Consider the following 16,713-nt stretch of genomic DNA (forward strand, 5'->3'; position numbering starts at 1 on the left):
GGGGAAGGATTCGAACCTTCGAAGTCGATGACGGCAGATTTACAGTCTGCTCCCTTTGGCCGCTCGGGAACCCCACCACGGGGTAATGCTTTGTACTGGCCTGCTCCCTTCTCGGGAAGCGGGGCGCATCATACCAAATGACGCGCCCCTGTAAAGCATTCCTTTGACAAAATTAAACTGGTTGCCTGATTTTTACGCGTAACGCCGCAAAGCTAACCAATTCATTTCGCTGTCGATTAAAGAATAATCGTCCGATTACCGTAAACAAAGACGCGTTGCGCCAGCACCTGATACAGCGCGCGGCTTAAGACGTTTTTTTCCACGTCGCGGCCTGCGCGCATCATATCTTCGGCGGTATAGGTATGATCGACATGAATCACGTCCTGCATGATGATTGGGCCTTCATCCAGATTATCATTTACGTAGTGGGCGGTGGCGCCAATGATCTTCACGCCGCGCTCATAGGCCTGATGATACGGACGCGCGCCGATAAACGCTGGCAGGAATGAGTGGTGGATATTAATGATTTTGTTCGGGAAGCGGGCGACAAACTCCGGGGTAAGCACGCGCATGTATTTTGCCAGTACCACGTAATCCGGATCGTGGGCGGCTATCGCATCACCCATCCGCTGGTCGTGCTCTTCGCGGCTCAATCCTTCATGGCTCACCAGCTCAAAAGGAATATCAAAACGTTCTACCAGCGTGCGCAGCGTTTCATGGTTGCCGATAACCGCGGCGATGTCGACATCCAGACCGCCATAGTTGGCTTTCATCAGCAGATCGCCGAGACAGTGAGCTTCTTTGGTGACGAGAATCACCACTCGGCGACGGCCCGCGGGATTGAGTTCACGGATTGAGCCTTCCGGCAGCGCGCTATCGAGATCGGCGAGCAGGGTGGCGTCATTAAAGATACCTTCGAGCTCGGTACGCATAAAGAAGCGGCCGGTACGATGATCGACAAACTCATTGTTCTGTACAATGTTCAGCTCGTGTTTGTAACAAATATTCGTGATACGCGCGATGAGGCCTTTCTGATCAGGGCAAATGGTGCGTAGTACTTTACGTTGTAATGAATGCATCGCGGGGAAAATCCTGTTGTGTTTGCAATTGCTGATGCCGGGCCTTACTGGCCGCAGCATTTTTTAAATTTTTTACCTGAGCCGCAAGGGCAGGGGTCATTACGACCAATTAATGGTCGGGTGCCGTCAATATAGTACCACTGTCCGTTTTCTTTTAAGAATCTGGAACGTTCAATAATCGCGCCGGGACGGTTATCTTCAGTAAAGCGCGCGATAAAGCTGACGAAGCCTTCATCGGAACTACGGCCGTTATCGGTTGCGAAAACGGTTAAACCAAGCCACTGCGTATTGGCAAAGCCTTTTTCGATATCGGCGCAAGCTGACCGCCAGTCAGATATCGCTGGCAACATGAGCTATACTCCAGAGCGCTGCCACAGGGGCATAATTGCGACAAAATCGCCTCCATGGAAAAGAATGACGGCGCCAGAGCGCCAAAGTGCATTATGTTAACTGAGCGATGGCGCTGATGTCATGCTCGGAGTGGAAGGATATGTATCTGTACTAATGAGAAAGCTAAAGATTGGTTTAGCGCTAGGGGCTGGCGCCGCGCGCGGTTGGTCGCATATCGGCGTGATCAAAGCGCTGCATCGGGCGGGAGTTGATGTCGATGTGGTAGCGGGATGTTCGATTGGTGCCTTAGTCGGTGCGGCCTACGCCTGCAATCGCCTCCCTGCGCTGGAAAAGTGGGTTAGCTCCTTTAGCAACTGGGACGTGCTGCGATTGATGGATCTCTCCTGGCGGCGCGGCGGACTGTTACGCGGCGAGCGCGTGTTCAATCAATACCGGCAAATTATGCCCGTCGCGCAAATTGAAGCGTGCGAACGCCGTTTTGCCGCCGTGGCGACTAATCTGAGTACCGGGCGCGAATTATGGTTTACGGAAGGCGATCTGCACATGGCGGTCCGCGCTTCTTGTAGTATGCCTGGCCTGATGTCGCCGGTGATGCATAACGGCTACTGGCTGGTGGATGGCGCGGTGGTTAATCCGGTCCCGGTCTCACTGACGCGAGCTTTGGGGGCGGATATTGTGATTGCCGTCGATCTCCAGCATGACGCCCATCTTATGCAACAGGATTTATTATCAATAGAGTCGCCTCGTCCGGAGCCGATAGAGGAGCTCAGTTGGCATTCCCGTCTGCGATCCCGGTTGGGGAGAATGAGCTCTCGCCGTGCGACAATAACCCCCACGGCGATGGAGATTATGTCAACCTCGATACAGGTGCTGGAAAATCGCCTGAAACGTAATCGTATGGCAGGCGATCCGCCGGATATCCTGCTCCAGCCGTTTTGTCCGCAAATCTCCACTCTTGATTTTCATCGTGCTGGCGAAGCGATGGCCGCAGGACAGCTGGCCGTTGAGAAAAAAATGGATGAATTATTACCCTTGGTGCGCACTTCCGCGTAGCGCACTTGTCCAACACTTAAGTAAATTCTGACAGGCGATAGCGTGAATAGCGTGCCACTATTTAATTATCGTCAGCCAGGGGAGAGAACATGACGCAGCCATTGGCGGGAAAACAGATTCTGATAGTTGAAGACGAACCCGTTTTCCGCTCTCTCCTTGATAGCTGGCTAACTTCCCTGGGGGCGACTACCCGCCAGGCGGAAGACGGCATTGAAGCGCTACAGCAAATCGCGATTTCGAAACCGGATCTGATGATTTGCGATATCTCGATGCCGAGGATGAACGGCCTTGAACTGGTTGAGCAGGTTCGCAACCAGGGTGAACAGCTCCCGATTCTGATGATTTCAGCGACCGAAAACATGGCGGATATTGCTAAAGCATTACGTCTTGGCGTGCAGGATGTCTTACTGAAGCCGGTAAAAGATTTTAATCGCCTGCGTGAAACGGTGTATGCATGTCTCTACCCGACAATGTTTAGTTCACGAGTTGAAGAGGAAGAGAGATTATTTGAAGACTGGGACGCGTTAGTTAGCGATCCCCTGGCGGCGTCAAGGTTATTACAGGAACTTCAGCCGCCGGTGCAGCAGGAGATTTCCCATTGTCGTATCAATTATCGTCAGCTTATCTCAGCGGATAAGCCGGGGTTGGTGCTGGATATTGCGCCGTTATCAGAAAACGATCTGGCGTTTTATTGCCTGGATGTCACCCGCGCTGGCGATAATGGCGTTCTGGCGGCATTATTATTACGCGCTTTGTTTAATGGTTTGCTGCAAGAACAACTTGCTCATCAGGGACAGCGCCTGCCGGAAATGGGCGCATTGTTAAAACAAGTTAACCAATTACTCCGCCAGGCCAATTTACCGGGTCAATTCCCATTGTTGGTTGGTTATTATCACAGCGGATTAAAAAATTTGATTCTGGTTTCTGCCGGTCTTAACGGTACGTTGAATACCGGAGAGCATAAAATTCAAATTAGTAACGGCGTTCCATTAGGAACGTTGGGCAACGCATACCTCAACCAAATTAGCCAGCGCTGCACATCCTGGCAGTGCCAAATTTGGGGAGCAGGGGGACGTTTACGCCTGATGTTGTCTGCAGATTGAACAATTCGCTCTATTTTTAGTAGGTGGGATTACCGGGCCTACATTTCCGGTGGTACTATCACTGCGTTTTATGCGTAAAAGTCCTAATTCGAGGGTATCCATACCTTTTCAGACCAGGTTTAACTGATCAGACTGATATACTCGATGCGTTATTTATTGACATTAAGTTCAAAAAACGAACAGTCCAGGAGATTTCAATGGCTGCCCTTAATTCTAAAGTAAGAAAAGCTGTTATCCCGGTAGCGGGATTAGGCACCAGGATGCTACCCGCCACCAAGGCTATTCCGAAAGAAATGCTGCCACTGGTAGATAAACCATTAATCCAATATGTTGTTAACGAATGTATCGCCGCTGGGATTACTGAAATTGTTCTGGTGACACACTCTTCGAAAAATTCTATTGAAAACCATTTCGATACCAGCTTCGAACTCGAAGCGATGCTGGAAAAACGTGTAAAACGTCAGCTTCTGGAAGAAGTTCAGTCTATCTGTCCGCCGCACGTCACCATTATGCAGGTACGTCAGGGGCTGGCTAAAGGTCTGGGCCACGCGGTGCTGTGCGCGCATCCGGTTGTCGGCGATGAGCCGGTTGCGGTTATTCTGCCCGACGTGATTCTGGACGAATATGAGTCCGATCTGACCCGTGATAACCTGGCGGAGATGATTGCTCGCTTTGACGAAACGGGCGCCAGCCAGATCATGGTTGAGCCGGTTGAAGACGTCACCGCTTATGGTGTTGTTGACTGCAAAGGTGAAAGCCTGCAGCCTGGCGAAAGCGTGCCGATGGTTGGTGTTGTTGAGAAACCAAAAGCAGACGTCGCGCCGTCTAACCTGGCGGTAGTCGGTCGTTATGTGCTGAGCGCCGATATTTGGCCGCTGCTGGCGAAAACCCCTCCGGGAGCCGGTGATGAAATTCAGCTGACAGATGCTATCGATATGCTGATCGAGAAAGAAACCGTTGAAGCTTACCACATGAAAGGCAAAAGCCATGACTGCGGTAATAAGCTCGGCTATATGCAGGCCTTCGTAGAATATGGTGTTCGCCATAAAACTCTGGGCGAAGACTTTAAAGCCTGGCTTGCGCAAGCGGTCGCGAAGTAATATTCGCCACCCGAGAAACCGGTTCGCCTGATAGCGAACCGGTTTTTTTATGCCTGATACTTTCAGCGTGTAATGATAAAAAAAATCCCGCCGAAGCGGGATTTTTATATCAAGCGTAAAGCAAATTAGAGCAGGAAATCGTCCAGTGTTTTACCTTGCTCGTCCATTGCTTTCTTGATGACTGCCGGAGTACGACCCTGGCCAGTCCAGGTTTTAGTTTCGCCGTTTTCATCAACGTAGCTGTATTTTGCCGGACGTGCAGCACGTTTAGTTTTGGTGCCAGCTTTAACTGCTGCCATAGTGCTCAGCAGTTCATTCGGATCAATACCGTCAGCGATCAGCATTTCGCGGTACTGTTGCAGTTTACGAGTGCGCTCTTCAATTTCAGCAGCAGCGGCGCTTTCTTCTTCACGACGTTCGTTAACGACAACTTCTAATTTTTCCAGCATCTCTTCAAGCGTTTCAAGGGTGCATTCTCTTGCCTGCGCACGAAGAGTACGGATGTTGTTCAAAATTTTAAGTGCTTCGCTCATTGTAGTAATCTCAAACTTATATTGTGGGGTGGTTTGTTGAACTAATAATAGAGCGATAAAATCAGATGTGCAATAGGGGAGAATGTAAGGAATTCAAAATTACTTGTTATTTGTCTGGTTGATTAAATAATTTAAGTTAAATTTTCGCGCGACTTCACATCTTCTCGCTTATAGCTTAAGCATACGCACTGACGCTAAAACCATGAGTCAGGATGATTTTCCTGCGTTTCGAGAGTAAATTTATACTTCACGTGGATAAATATCACACTTCAGTTTTAGCGCATTAGTTATGGTGATGTTTAATATAAATTGGCGACCAAAACCCATTATAGTTGTCTGGAGAATGGCGGTTTAAGCACAAAACGACAATGATTTGTATCTGCTACCGTGGTGACGGTGATGTCTGAACGCTATTCCTTCGCTGGCCGTTTCATTTGTTGTAAAGCATTGTCATTAAACCAGCAGCAATACCGCCGTGAAAGCACGGTAGGCTCAGTAATATATGATACAATTGCGCGGTAAAACACATTGATTGGGGTTACGCAGCCGATGGCACAACTTTATTTTTACTATTCTGCAATGAATGCAGGTAAGTCTACTGCGCTGTTGCAGTCGTCGTACAATTACCAGGAACGAGGGATGCGTACCGTCGTTTATACCGCTGAAATTGACGACCGTTTTGGTTCTGGCAAAGTGAGCTCACGAATCGGGCTTTCTTCACCAGCGCGGCTGTATAATCCTCAGACGTCGTTATATGCCGATATAGCGTCAGAACATGCCCGCCAGCCCATCCATTGCGTACTGGTGGACGAAAGCCAGTTCCTGACCCGTGAACAGGTTCATGAGCTCTCAGAAGTCGTGGATGAGCTGGATATCCCTGTATTGTGCTACGGCTTGCGTACAGATTTCCGCGGTGAGTTATTCAGCGGTAGCCAGTATTTGTTAGCATGGTCGGATAAACTGGTTGAGTTAAAAACGATTTGCTTCTGTGGCCGTAAGGCAAGCATGGTGTTACGTCTTGATCAGGAAGGGCGGCCATACAATGAAGGAGAACAGGTAGTGATTGGCGGTAATGAGCGGTACGTTTCCGTATGCCGTAAGCATTATAAAGAGGCGTTAAGCACCGGTTCATTAACTCAGGTGCAAAGTAAGCTGCGTCACGGCGAATAATGCTGTAATTTCATTACCTTCAGGCGTCTAAATGGCGCCTGTTGTCTTTTATGGAATCGGTTCCTTTATTCCGACTTCACCAGATTTATTGCATTCACTACTCCTGGATGTAACTCTAATAAAGTACGAATATAAAAAAAGCCCCATCAATAGATGGGGCTTCGTTCATTTCAATTCTGCGAATTAAGCGGATTTTTTCGCTTTTTTCTCAGCTTTGGCCGGAGCCGCTTCTTTTTTCACAGCCGCCGCTTCACCTTCTACAAAGTCACGACCGTAGTAGGTATCCAGCAGAATCTGTTTCAGCTCGGCGATCAGCGGGTAGCGCGGGTTAGCGCCGGTGCACTGGTCATCGAAGGCGTCTTCAGACAGCTTATCGACGTGAGCCAGGAAATCAGCTTCCTGAACGCCGGCTTCGCGAATAGATTTCGGAATACCCAGTTCAGCTTTGAGGCTTTCCAGCCATGCCAGCAGTTTCTCGATTTTCGCCGCAGTGCGGTCGCCCGGAGCGCTCAGACCCAGGTGGTCTGCGATCTCAGCGTAGCGACGGCGCGCCTGCGGACGGTCATACTGGCTGAATGCGGTCTGCTTGGTCGGGTTGTCATTCGCGTTATAGCGGATAACGTTGCTGATCAGCAGGGCGTTTGCCAGACCGTGAGGAATGTGGAACTGCGAGCCCAGTTTGTGCGCCATTGAGTGGCACACGCCGAGGAAGGCGTTAGCAAACGCGATACCGGCGATAGTGGCGGCGCTGTGCACACGTTCACGGGCTACCGGGTTCTTAGAACCTTCATGGTAAGAGGCCGGCAGATACTCTTTCAGCAGTTTCAGCGCCTGCAGAGCCTGACCATCGGAGAACTCAGAAGCCAGTACGGAGACGTAAGCTTCCAGAGCGTGAGTCACGGCATCCAGACCACCGAAGGCACAGAGAGACTTCGGCATATCCATGACCAGGTTGGCATCGACAATCGCCATATCCGGAGTCAGAGCGTAGTCGGCCAGCGGATATTTCTGTCCAGTTGCATCGTCGGTTACCACGGCGAACGGGGTAACTTCAGAACCGGTACCGGAGGTGGTGGTAATGGCAACCATCTTGGCTTTGACGCCCATTTTCGGGAACTTGTAGATACGTTTACGGATATCCATAAAGCGCAGCGCCAGTTCTTCGAAGTGGGTTTCCGGGTGCTCGTACATGACCCACATGATTTTTGCCGCATCCATCGGGGAACCGCCGCCCAAGGCGATGATTACGTCTGGTTTGAAGGAGTTGGCCAGATCCGCGCCTTTACGCACGATAGTCAGCGTTGGGTCAGCTTCAACTTCAAAGAACACTTCGGTTTCTACGCCAGCCGCTTTCAGTACGGAAGTGATCTGGTCCGCGTAACCGTTGTTGAACAGGAAGCGGTCAGTCACAATCAGCGCGCGTTTGTGACCATCAGTAATCACTTCATCCAGTGCGATTGGCAGTGAGCCACGACGGAAGTAGATAGATTTCGGAAGTTTATGCCACAACATGTTTTCAGCTCGCTTAGCAACGGTTTTCTTGTTGATCAGGTGTTTCGGACCAACGTTTTCAGAGATGGAGTTACCACCCCAGGAACCACAACCCAGAGTCAGGGAAGGTGCGAGTTTGAAGTTATACAGGTCGCCGATACCACCCTGGGAGGCCGGGGTGTTGATCAGGATACGCGCGGTTTTCATCATCTGGCCGAAGTAGGCCACGCGAGCCGGCTGGTTGTCCTGGTCGGTGTACAGGCAAGAGGTGTGACCGATACCGCCCATGGCGACCAGTTTTTCTGCTTTATTGACCGCGTCTTCGAAATCTTTCGCACGGTACATTGCCAGCGTCGGAGACAGTTTTTCGTGAGCGAACGGTTCGCTTTCGTCAACGTCGGTAACTTCGCCGATCAGAATCTTAGTGGTGGCTGGCACGGTGAAGCCTGCCAGTTCAGCGATTTTTGCCGCTGGTTGACCAACGATCGCCGCATTCAGCGCGCCATTTTTCAGGATGATGTCCTGAACGGCTTTCAACTCTTTACCCTGCAGCAGGTAGCCGCCGTGGCTGGCAAAACGCTCGCGGACGGCGTCGTAGACGGAGTCGACAACCACCACGGATTGTTCAGAAGCACAGATAACGCCGTTATCGAAGGTTTTCGACATCAGTACGGACGCCACAGCGCGTTTGATATCAGCCGTTTCATCAATAACAACCGGCGTGTTGCCCGCGCCAACGCCGATAGCTGGTTTACCGGAGCTATAAGCGGCCTTAACCATACCTGGGCCGCCGGTGGCGAGGATCAGGTTGATGTCAGGATGATGCATCAGTGCGTTAGACAGTTCTACGGAAGGCTGGTCGATCCAACCGATCAGATCTTTCGGCGCGCCTGCGGCAATCGCTGCCTGCAATACGATGTCCGCTGCTTTGTTAGTCGCGTCTTTAGCACGTGGGTGCGGAGAGAAGATGATGGCGTTACGCGTCTTCAGGCTGATCAGCGATTTGAAGATAGCAGTAGAAGTCGGGTTGGTAGTCGGGACGATACCGCAAATAATACCGATTGGCTCAGCAATGGTGATGGTACCGAAAGTGTCGTCTTCAGACAGGACGCCACAGGTCTTTTCATCTTTATAGGCGTTGTAGATATATTCGGAAGCGAAGTGGTTTTTGATCACTTTATCTTCAATAATACCCATGCCGGATTCGGCAACAGCCATTTTAGCGAGAGGGATTCGAGCATCTGCAGCGGCCAGAGCGGCAGCACGGAAGATCTTATCAACTTGTTCTTGAGTGAAACTGGCATATTCACGCTGGGCTTTTTTTACGCGCTCTACAAGTGCGTTAAGTTCAGCGACATTAGTAACAGCCATAATGCTCTCCTGATAATGTTAAACTTTTTTAGTAAAACAGTAGCTCGATTCGACATTATAGACAGGCTGTTAACAGCTTGCATGTAAATGTTAACGTAAAGATTTCTAACGCTTTGAACCCACTGATTTACTAAAAAAGCTTTGTCTCACTACGCACTCAGGTACTTCGGCCTTTCACTCTGTTGATGTAGCCAAGATTACTCACTTCTGAGTATTAATTACGTGATTTGGATCAATATTTGGCGATGCTGATACCTTTCAGCAGGTCAATAATTAACCAATCAAGTCAAGATTAATGATAAGATATGCATATTTAATGAATAAAGTGCATGCGCGAAACAAATATATAACAAATAAAATCAATAAACCCCGGCTGCATATTTGAGATGAATTGTGGCGATGAAAAGGGTATCTTCTGCGCAATTATTTTGTACCGATACTGTCAACAGCCTTTTTTAATGGTGCTGCGGAGTTCACTGTGACCCTACCGTTGTTTGATTTCGCTATTTATTTTAAATTTTTTATCGGCCTGTTCGCGCTGGTCAATCCGGTTGGCATCATTCCGGTTTTCATTAGTATGACCAGTTACCAGACGGCGCTGGTACGTAATAAGACGAATCTGACGGCTAACCTGTCGGTGGGTATCATCCTGCTTACCTCGCTCTTTCTTGGCGATGGCATCTTACAAATTTTCGGCATCTCAATTGATTCCTTCCGTATTGCCGGCGGGATCCTGGTGGTGACGATCGCCATGTCGATGATCAGCGGCAAACTCGGCGAAGATAAACAAAATAAACAAGAGAAGTCGGAGACGGCCATTCGTGAAAGCATCGGTGTCGTACCGTTGGCATTACCTTTAATGGCGGGGCCGGGGGCTATTAGTTCCACGATCGTGTGGGGCACGCGTTATCACTCGATTGCCCATCTGATTGGTTTTTCAATCGCTATTGCGTTGTTTGCCGCCTGTTGTTGGGGAATTTTCCGCATGGCGCCATGGTTAGTCAGATTGCTGGGGCAGACCGGTATTAACGTCATTACACGTATCATGGGTCTGTTACTGATGGCTTTAGGCATCGAGTTTATTGTTACCGGGATTAAAGCGTTGTTTCCTGGATTGACAGCATAGCCGGTGTATCAGGCGCGGGGTTGGGCCTCGCGTTTGAAAGATTATTAGCAAAAGTTATTCCTGGCACTAATAAAAAAGACAAACGATAACTTTTGCTAATGATGATTTAATTTTATATTTATCATATGGTTAGTTGATTTTATTCTATCTCGCCGTACTGTCTTTCTCCTGTCGTCACTGTTATTTTCATCACACCATTCTCTGGCGCTTGCTGTCGGATCATTGAAATGATATTAGTAATTTCATTGAGACAGCAGATTAATGTGCTAAAAAATAGACAACTGTTAAATTTTTGTACAAAAAAGCAACTTCGCGCGCAGGGCCGGGCCGCAAAACGACAGGGTGGTCCTATCTTGCTGATTAAAAACAATGTTTTTTCTTTTTTGGCGTTATAAGCCTTACGATAAGCACGGTAAAAAAAACAATAAAAGAGAATCCGGTAACATATTTGCAAATTGCATTGGCGGACAAGAAATCGTTTTGGTACTTTCCGGCCTGATCGCTAACTAACTAATATGCACAAATGAGAATTATTATTAAATGACTCGTTGTGCCGACATTCCCCTCTGGACAGGGGGTAAAGAATCGACGTCAAGGCTGCCGTTTGAGCGGTCGTAATAAATAAGTCGGTGATAGCAAGCAGTAAAATCTGACAGCGGCAAAGACTCCTGCACTGTACAGAATCCCTATAAGGGAAAAATAACAGGCTGGTTAAATAACCAGTAATTATAATGAGTGGAGTAACAACACATGACCATCATCACTAAAAAAAGTCTGGTAGCGGCGGGAATTTTATCTGCGCTCATCACCGCAAATGTTGCTATGGCAGCGGATGTTCCTGCCGGGGTGCAACTGGCGGATAAACAAACGCTGGTGCGTAATAACGGGGCAGAGGTGCAATCTCTGGATCCGCATAAAATTGAAGGTGTACCGGAGTCCAACGTTAACCGCGATCTGTTTGAAGGGTTAGTGATTGGCGATCTTAACGGCCATCCTGTTCCGGGCGTTGCCGAATCGTGGGATAACAAAGATTTTAAAGTCTGGACTTTCCATATTCGCAAAGATGCCAAATGGTCTGATGGCTCGCCGGTTACCGCGCAAGATTTCGTTTATAGCTGGCAGCGTCTGGCCGACCCGAAAACAGCATCACCGTACGCCAGCTATCTCCAGTACGGCCATGTCGCCAACGTCGATGAGATTATCGCTGGCAAAAAACCAGCAACCGATCTCGGCGTCAAAGCGATCGACGACAAAACCTTTGAAGTCACCCTGAGCGAGCCGGTCCCTTATTTCTATAAACTCCTTGTCCATCCATCCGTTTCCCCAGTACCAAAAGCCGCCATCGAAAAATATGGTGAAAAATGGACTCAGCCGGCGAATATCGTCACCAATGGCGCCTATAAACTAAAAGATTGGGTGGTGAACGAACGTATTGTGCTCGAGCGTAATACGAATTACTGGGACAACGCTAAAACGGTTATTAACCAGGTAACTTACCTGCCAATTTCTTCTGAAGTTACCGATGTGAACCGCTACCGCAGCGGCGAAATCGACATGACCTATAACAACATGCCGATTGAACTGTTCCAGAAGCTGAAAAAAGAGATCCCGAAAGAAGTTCACGTCGATCCTTATCTGTGTACTTATTATTACGAAATCAATAACCAGAAAGCGCCATTTACCGACGTACGCGTCCGTACCGCGCTTAAGCTGGCGCTGGATCGCGATATTATCGTCAATAAAGTGAAAAACCAGGGCGATCTGCCGGCTTACAGTTACACCCCGCCATACACCGACGGCATGAAACTCGTTGAACCCGAGTGGTTCAAATGGTCTCAGGAAAAGCGTAATGAAGAAGCGAAAAAATTACTGGCGGAAGCCGGTTATACCGCTGATAAGCCGCTGACCTTTAACCTGCTGTATAACACTTCCGACTTACATAAAAAACTGGCTATTGCCGTGGCGTCCATCTGGAAGAAAAACCTTGGCGCTAACGTTAAGCTGGAAAATCAGGAGTGGAAAACCTTCCTCGACAGCCGCCATCAAGGCACCTTTGACGTCGCCCGCGCCGGCTGGTGTGCTGATTACAATGAGCCGACATCGTTCCTGAACACCATGCTCAGCGATAGTTCTAACAACACGGCGCATTATAAGAGCCCGGCATTTGATAAGATCATCGGCGATACCTTGCAGGTCACCGATGAAGCGAAACGCGCAGAGCTGTACGCGCAGTCGGAGCAACAGTTGGATAAAGATTCCGCGATTGTTCCGGTTTACTACTATGTGAACGCGCGCCTGGTTAAACCGTGGGTTGGCGGTTATACCGGTAAAGACCCGTTGGATAATATTTACGTGAAGAACCTTTATATTATCAAACATTAATGGCAAGACGTGGGGCAGGCAGAGCTTGCCCCACCGTGTCTGAATTCATCGCACTCGATAGGCACAGGCCAGAAGGTACGGGCAATGTTAAAATTCATATTACGTCGCTGTCTGGAAGCGATTCCGACGCTATTCATCCTTATTACTATCTCTTTCTTCATGATGCGTCTCGCGCCGGGCAGTCCTTTTACCGGTGAACGTACGCTGCCGCCGGAAGTCATGGCGAACATTGAAGCGAAATATCATTTAAACGACCCCATCATGACCCAGTACTTCAATTATCTGAAGCAGCTGGCGCACGGTGATTTTGGTCCTTCCTTTAAATATAAAGATTATTCGGTGAACGATCTGGTGGCATCAAGCTTCCCGGTTTCCGCCAAATTAGGCCTTGCCGCCTTTTTATTAGCGGTAATCCTGGGCGTCAGCGCCGGGGTTATTGCCGCGTTAAAACAAAATACCAAATGGGACTACGCGGTGATGGGGGTGGCAATGACCGGCGTCGTCATACCGAGTTTTGTGGTGGCGCCGCTATTGGTGATGATTTTCGCCATCACGTTGCATTGGCTGCCTGGCGGCGGTTGGAACGGCGGGGCGCTGAAATTTATGATCCTGCCGATGGTGGCGTTATCGCTGGCATATATTGCCAGTATCGCCCGTATTACCCGTGGATCGATGATTGAAGTTTTGCACTCCAACTTCATCCGTACCGCACGGGCGAAAGGCCTGCCGATGCGCCGAATTATCTTCCGCCACGCGCTGAAGCCTGCGTTGCTGCCGGTGCTTTCCTATATGGGGCCGGCATTCGTCGGCATTATCACCGGCTCAATGGTTATCGAAACGATTTACGGCCTGCCGGGTATTGGCCAGTTATTCGTTAACGGGGCACTTAACCGCGACTACTCGCTGGTGCTCAGCCTGACGATTCTGGTCGGCGCGCTGACCATTCTGTTTAACGCGATCGTCGACGTACTGTACGCCGTTATCGATCCGAAAATTCGCTACTGAAGCCGGAGTTCGCCATGATGTTAAGTAAGAAAAACAGCGAGGCGCTGGAGCACTTCAGTGAGAAGCTGGAAGTTGAGGGCCGTAGCCTGTGGCAGGATGCGCGTCGTCGCTTTATGCATAACCGCGCGGCGGTGGCCAGCCTGATTGTGCTGGTGATTATTGCACTGTTTGTGACTATCGCTCCAATGCTGTCGCAGTTCTCCTATTTCGATACCGACTGGGGGATGATGTCCAACGCTCCGGATATGGAGTCTGGTCACTATTTTGGTACCGATTCATCCGGCCGCGACCTGCTGGTGCGCGTGGCGATTGGCGGGCGCATATCGTTGATGGTTGGCGTTGCCGCGGCGCTGGTGGCGGTGATCCTCGGTACCCTCTATGGTTCGCTTTCCGGCTATCTCGGCGGCAAAGTGGACTCGGTGATGATGCGTTTACTGGAAATCCTCAACTCCTTCCCGTTTATGTTCTTTGTGATCCTGCTGGTCACCTTCTTTGGCCAGAACATCCTGCTGATCTTTGTGGCTATCGGGATGGTGTCGTGGCTGGATATGGCGCGTATCGTACGCGGTCAGACCCTGAGTCTGAAACGTAAAGAGTTCATTGAAGCCGCGCAGGTCGGCGGGGTCTCTACCGCGAATATCGTTATTCGTCATATCGTGCCGAACGTGCTGGGTGTAGTTGTGGTTTACGCATCATTGTTGGTACCTAGCATGATTCTGTTCGAATCCTTCCTGAGCTTCCTCGGCCTTGGGACCCAGGAGCCGCTGAGCAGTTGGGGCGCATTACTCAGTGATGGCGCCAACTCAATGGAGGTATCGCCGTGGCTGTTGTTGTTCCCTGCCGGGTTCCTGGTGGTAACGCTGTTTTGTTTTAACTTTATCGGCGATGGCCTGCGTGATGCCCTCGACCCGAAAGACCGCTAAGGAGCGCCGTCATGAGCACAATTGAAATGACTAAAGCGCCGCAGGCCGCGCAGCAAAGCGGTCTGCTGCTGGATGTGAAGGATCTTCGGGTGACGTTTAAAACGCCAGACGGCGATGTCACCGCGGTTAACGATCTGAATTTTAACCTGAGGGCCGGCGAAACCTTAGGCATCGTCGGTGAGTCAGGTTCCGGTAAATCGCAAACGGCGTTCGCGCTAATGGGACTTTTGGCCGCGAATGGCCATATTAGCGGTTCCGCCACTTTTAACGGTCGCGAAATCCTTAATTTGCCCGAGCGCGATCTGAATAAGCTGCGTGCCGAACAGATTTCGATGATTTTCCAGGACCCGATGACCTCGTTGAACCCTTATATGCGGGTCGGCGAGCAGTTGATGGAAGTGCTGATGCTGCATAAAGGGCTGAGCAAAGCCGCGGCTTTTGAAGAGTCGGTAAGGATGCTTGATGCGGTAAAGATGCCGGAAGCGCGCAAGCGCATGAAGATGTTCCCGCACGAGTTCTCCGGCGGGATGCGCCAACGCGTGATGATCGCCATGGCGCTGTTATGTCGGCCAAAACTGCTGATCGCGGATGAACCGACCACCGCGTTGGACGTCACGGTGCAGGCGCAGATCATGACCTTGCTCAACGAGCTGAAGCGCGAATTCAACACCGCGATTATTATGATTACCCACGACCTCGGCGTGGTCGCGGGGATCTGCGATAAGGTACTGGTGATGTACGCCGGGCGCACCATGGAATACGGTCAGGCGCGCGACGTCTTCTATCAACCGTCGCACCCGTACTCGATCGGTTTACTCAATGCGGTACCGCGTCTCGATGGCGAAGGCGATTCCTTGCTAACGATTCCAGGCAACCCGCCGAACCTGCTGCGTCTGCCGAAAGGGTGTCCTTTCCAGCCGCGCTGCCCGCATGCCATGGAAATCTGTAATAGCGCTCCGCCTCTGGAGTCGTTTGCGCCAGGCCGCCTGCGTGCCTGCTTTAAACCGGTGGGGGACCTGCTATGAACGCCGTGATCGAACAAAGAAAAGTGCTGCTCGAAATTGCCGATCTGAAGGTGCATTTTGATATTAAAGATGGCAAGCAGTGGTTCTGGCAGCCATCAAAAACGCTCAAAGCGGTCGATGGCGTCACTCTGCGCCTGTATGAAGGCGAAACGCTGGGGGTGGTTGGCGAATCCGGCTGCGGTAAATCGACCTTCGCCCGCGCCATTATCGGCCTGGTGAAAGCCACCGACGGTAAAGTCGCCTGGTTGGGTAAAGACCTGCTGGGTATGAAACCTGAAGAGTGGCGCGATGTGCGTAGTGATATCCAGATGATCTTTCAGGATCCGCTGGCCTCACTGAATCCGCGTATGACCATTGGCGAAATCATCGCTGAACCGCTGCGGACCTATCACCCGAAGATGCCTCGTCAGGAAGTGCGCGATCGCGTGAAGGCGATGATGATGAAGGTCGGCCTGTTGCCGAACCTGATTAACCGCTATCCACACGAATTCTCCGGCGGCCAGTGTCAGCGCATTGGTATCGCGCGTGCGCTGATCCTTGAGCCTAAGTTGATTATTTGCGATGAGCCGGTTTCGGCGCTGGACGTTTCCATTCAGGCGCAGGTGGTGAACTTACTACAGCAACTGCAACGGGAGATGGGGCTATCATTGATTTTTATCGCCCATGATCTGGCGGTAGTAAAACATATTTCCGACCGTGTGCTGGTGATGTATTTAGGCCACGCGGTGGAGTTGGGGACCTATGATGAGGTGTACCACAATCCGCTGCACCCTTATACCAAAGCGCTGATGTCGGCGGTGCCGGTGCCGGATCCCGATCTGGAGAAAAACAAAACCATCCAACTGCTGGAAGGGGAGTTGCCTTCGCCGATTAATCCGCCATCGGGTTGTGTATTCCGCACCCGATGCCCATTGGCCGGGCCCGAATGCGCCAAAACGCGGCCGGTGCTGGAGGGCAGTTTCCGCCATGCGGTTTCCTGCCTGAAGGTAGACCCGTTATAA

At 50.5% G+C, this 16,713-nt stretch carries 13 protein-coding genes and 1 pseudogene; 10 read left to right on the forward strand and 4 right to left on the reverse strand.

The annotated features are described in order from the left end of the window. Positions 1-236: 236 nt before the first annotated feature. Both purU and AC2CGP_RS21935 read right to left on the reverse strand, forming a co-directional pair. Positions 237-1,079: a formyltetrahydrofolate deformylase gene (gene purU / locus AC2CGP_RS21930; RefSeq protein WP_015705100.1), complete on the reverse strand. Its 843-nt coding sequence runs from the start codon at positions 1,077-1,079 to the stop codon at positions 237-239. A 44-nt stretch (positions 1,080-1,123) separates the two neighbouring features. Beyond that, a pseudogene (locus AC2CGP_RS21935) lies at positions 1,124-1,473 on the reverse strand (YchJ family metal-binding protein). Positions 1,474-1,583: 110 nt separating this feature from the next. Here AC2CGP_RS21935 and rssA point away from each other — a divergent pair. From rssA to galU, 3 genes are all read left to right on the forward strand, one after another. Beyond that, positions 1,584-2,483, forward strand: coding sequence for a patatin-like phospholipase RssA (rssA, locus tag AC2CGP_RS21940; protein WP_015367078.1), 900 nt, complete (start codon positions 1,584-1,586; stop codon positions 2,481-2,483). Between the two features lie 89 nt (positions 2,484-2,572). Next, entirely contained in the window at positions 2,573-3,586 is a 1,014-nt protein-coding gene (rssB, locus tag AC2CGP_RS21945; RefSeq protein WP_020079113.1) for a two-component system response regulator RssB, read from the forward strand. Positions 3,587-3,783: 197 nt separating this feature from the next. Beyond that, complete coding sequence (galU, locus tag AC2CGP_RS21950) at positions 3,784-4,686, forward strand: UTP--glucose-1-phosphate uridylyltransferase GalU (protein ID WP_015367076.1); 903 nt, start codon at positions 3,784-3,786, stop codon at positions 4,684-4,686. A 125-nt stretch (positions 4,687-4,811) separates the two neighbouring features. Here the strand turns inward: galU and hns are convergent, their stop codons facing one another. Further along, entirely contained in the window at positions 4,812-5,219 is a 408-nt protein-coding gene (gene hns / locus AC2CGP_RS21955) for a histone-like nucleoid-structuring protein H-NS (protein WP_004103116.1), read from the reverse strand. Positions 5,220-5,768: 549 nt separating this feature from the next. Here hns and tdk point away from each other — a divergent pair. Continuing rightward, entirely contained in the window at positions 5,769-6,389 is a 621-nt protein-coding gene (gene tdk / locus AC2CGP_RS21960; protein WP_015705104.1) for a thymidine kinase, read from the forward strand. 183 nt (positions 6,390-6,572) lie between these two features. Here tdk and adhE read toward each other — a convergent pair whose 3' ends face one another. Next, positions 6,573-9,251: a bifunctional acetaldehyde-CoA/alcohol dehydrogenase gene (adhE, locus tag AC2CGP_RS21965; protein ID WP_015705105.1), complete on the reverse strand. Its 2,679-nt coding sequence runs from the start codon at positions 9,249-9,251 to the stop codon at positions 6,573-6,575. 478 nt (positions 9,252-9,729) lie between these two features. Between adhE and AC2CGP_RS21970 the strand changes: the two genes are divergently transcribed. The 6 genes from AC2CGP_RS21970 to oppF all read left to right on the forward strand — a co-directional run bounded on the left by AC2CGP_RS21970 (position 9,730) and on the right by oppF (position 16,713). Beyond that, complete coding sequence (locus tag AC2CGP_RS21970) at positions 9,730-10,377, forward strand: YchE family NAAT transporter (RefSeq protein ID WP_015367071.1); 648 nt, start codon at positions 9,730-9,732, stop codon at positions 10,375-10,377. A 750-nt stretch (positions 10,378-11,127) separates the two neighbouring features. Beyond that, positions 11,128-12,759 (forward strand): oligopeptide ABC transporter substrate-binding protein OppA, encoded by a 1,632-nt coding sequence (oppA, locus tag AC2CGP_RS21975; RefSeq protein WP_015367070.1) that lies wholly within the window; start codon positions 11,128-11,130, stop codon positions 12,757-12,759. An 84-nt stretch (positions 12,760-12,843) separates the two neighbouring features. After that, positions 12,844-13,764 carry an oligopeptide ABC transporter permease OppB gene (oppB, locus tag AC2CGP_RS21980; RefSeq protein ID WP_015367069.1) on the forward strand — a complete coding sequence of 307 codons (921 nt, stop codon included), beginning with the start codon at positions 12,844-12,846 and terminating at the stop codon, positions 13,762-13,764. A gap of 14 nt (positions 13,765-13,778) precedes the next feature. Beyond that, positions 13,779-14,687: an oligopeptide ABC transporter permease OppC gene (oppC, locus tag AC2CGP_RS21985; protein WP_015367068.1), complete on the forward strand. Its 909-nt coding sequence runs from the start codon at positions 13,779-13,781 to the stop codon at positions 14,685-14,687. Positions 14,688-14,698: 11 nt separating this feature from the next. Then, positions 14,699-15,712: an ABC transporter ATP-binding protein gene (gene oppD, locus AC2CGP_RS21990; RefSeq protein ID WP_015705106.1), complete on the forward strand. Its 1,014-nt coding sequence runs from the start codon at positions 14,699-14,701 to the stop codon at positions 15,710-15,712. Further along, positions 15,709-16,713, forward strand: a complete 1,005-nt coding sequence (oppF, locus tag AC2CGP_RS21995; RefSeq protein WP_015367066.1) for a murein tripeptide/oligopeptide ABC transporter ATP-binding protein OppF — start codon at positions 15,709-15,711, stop codon at positions 16,711-16,713. Before oppD ends, oppF begins: the two co-directional genes overlap by 4 nt.

The organism is Klebsiella sp. SYXHC3, assembly GCF_057196925.1.

Coding starts and splice junctions, on each gene's coding strand:
- purU (WP_015705100.1), bottom strand. CDS start 1,079: ATGCATTCATTACAACGTAAAGTACTACGCACCATTTGCCCTGATCAG.
- rssA (WP_015367078.1), top strand. CDS start 1,584: ATGAGAAAGCTAAAGATTGGTTTAGCGCTAGGGGCTGGCGCCGCGCGC.
- rssB (WP_020079113.1), top strand. CDS start 2,573: ATGACGCAGCCATTGGCGGGAAAACAGATTCTGATAGTTGAAGACGAA.
- galU (WP_015367076.1), top strand. CDS start 3,784: ATGGCTGCCCTTAATTCTAAAGTAAGAAAAGCTGTTATCCCGGTAGCG.
- hns (WP_004103116.1), bottom strand. CDS start 5,219: ATGAGCGAAGCACTTAAAATTTTGAACAACATCCGTACTCTTCGTGCG.
- tdk (WP_015705104.1), top strand. CDS start 5,769: ATGGCACAACTTTATTTTTACTATTCTGCAATGAATGCAGGTAAGTCT.
- adhE (WP_015705105.1), bottom strand. CDS start 9,251: ATGGCTGTTACTAATGTCGCTGAACTTAACGCACTTGTAGAGCGCGTA.
- oppA (WP_015367070.1), top strand. CDS start 11,128: ATGACCATCATCACTAAAAAAAGTCTGGTAGCGGCGGGAATTTTATCT.
- oppB (WP_015367069.1), top strand. CDS start 12,844: ATGTTAAAATTCATATTACGTCGCTGTCTGGAAGCGATTCCGACGCTA.
- oppC (WP_015367068.1), top strand. CDS start 13,779: ATGATGTTAAGTAAGAAAAACAGCGAGGCGCTGGAGCACTTCAGTGAG.
- oppD (WP_015705106.1), top strand. CDS start 14,699: ATGAGCACAATTGAAATGACTAAAGCGCCGCAGGCCGCGCAGCAAAGC.
- oppF (WP_015367066.1), top strand. CDS start 15,709: ATGAACGCCGTGATCGAACAAAGAAAAGTGCTGCTCGAAATTGCCGAT.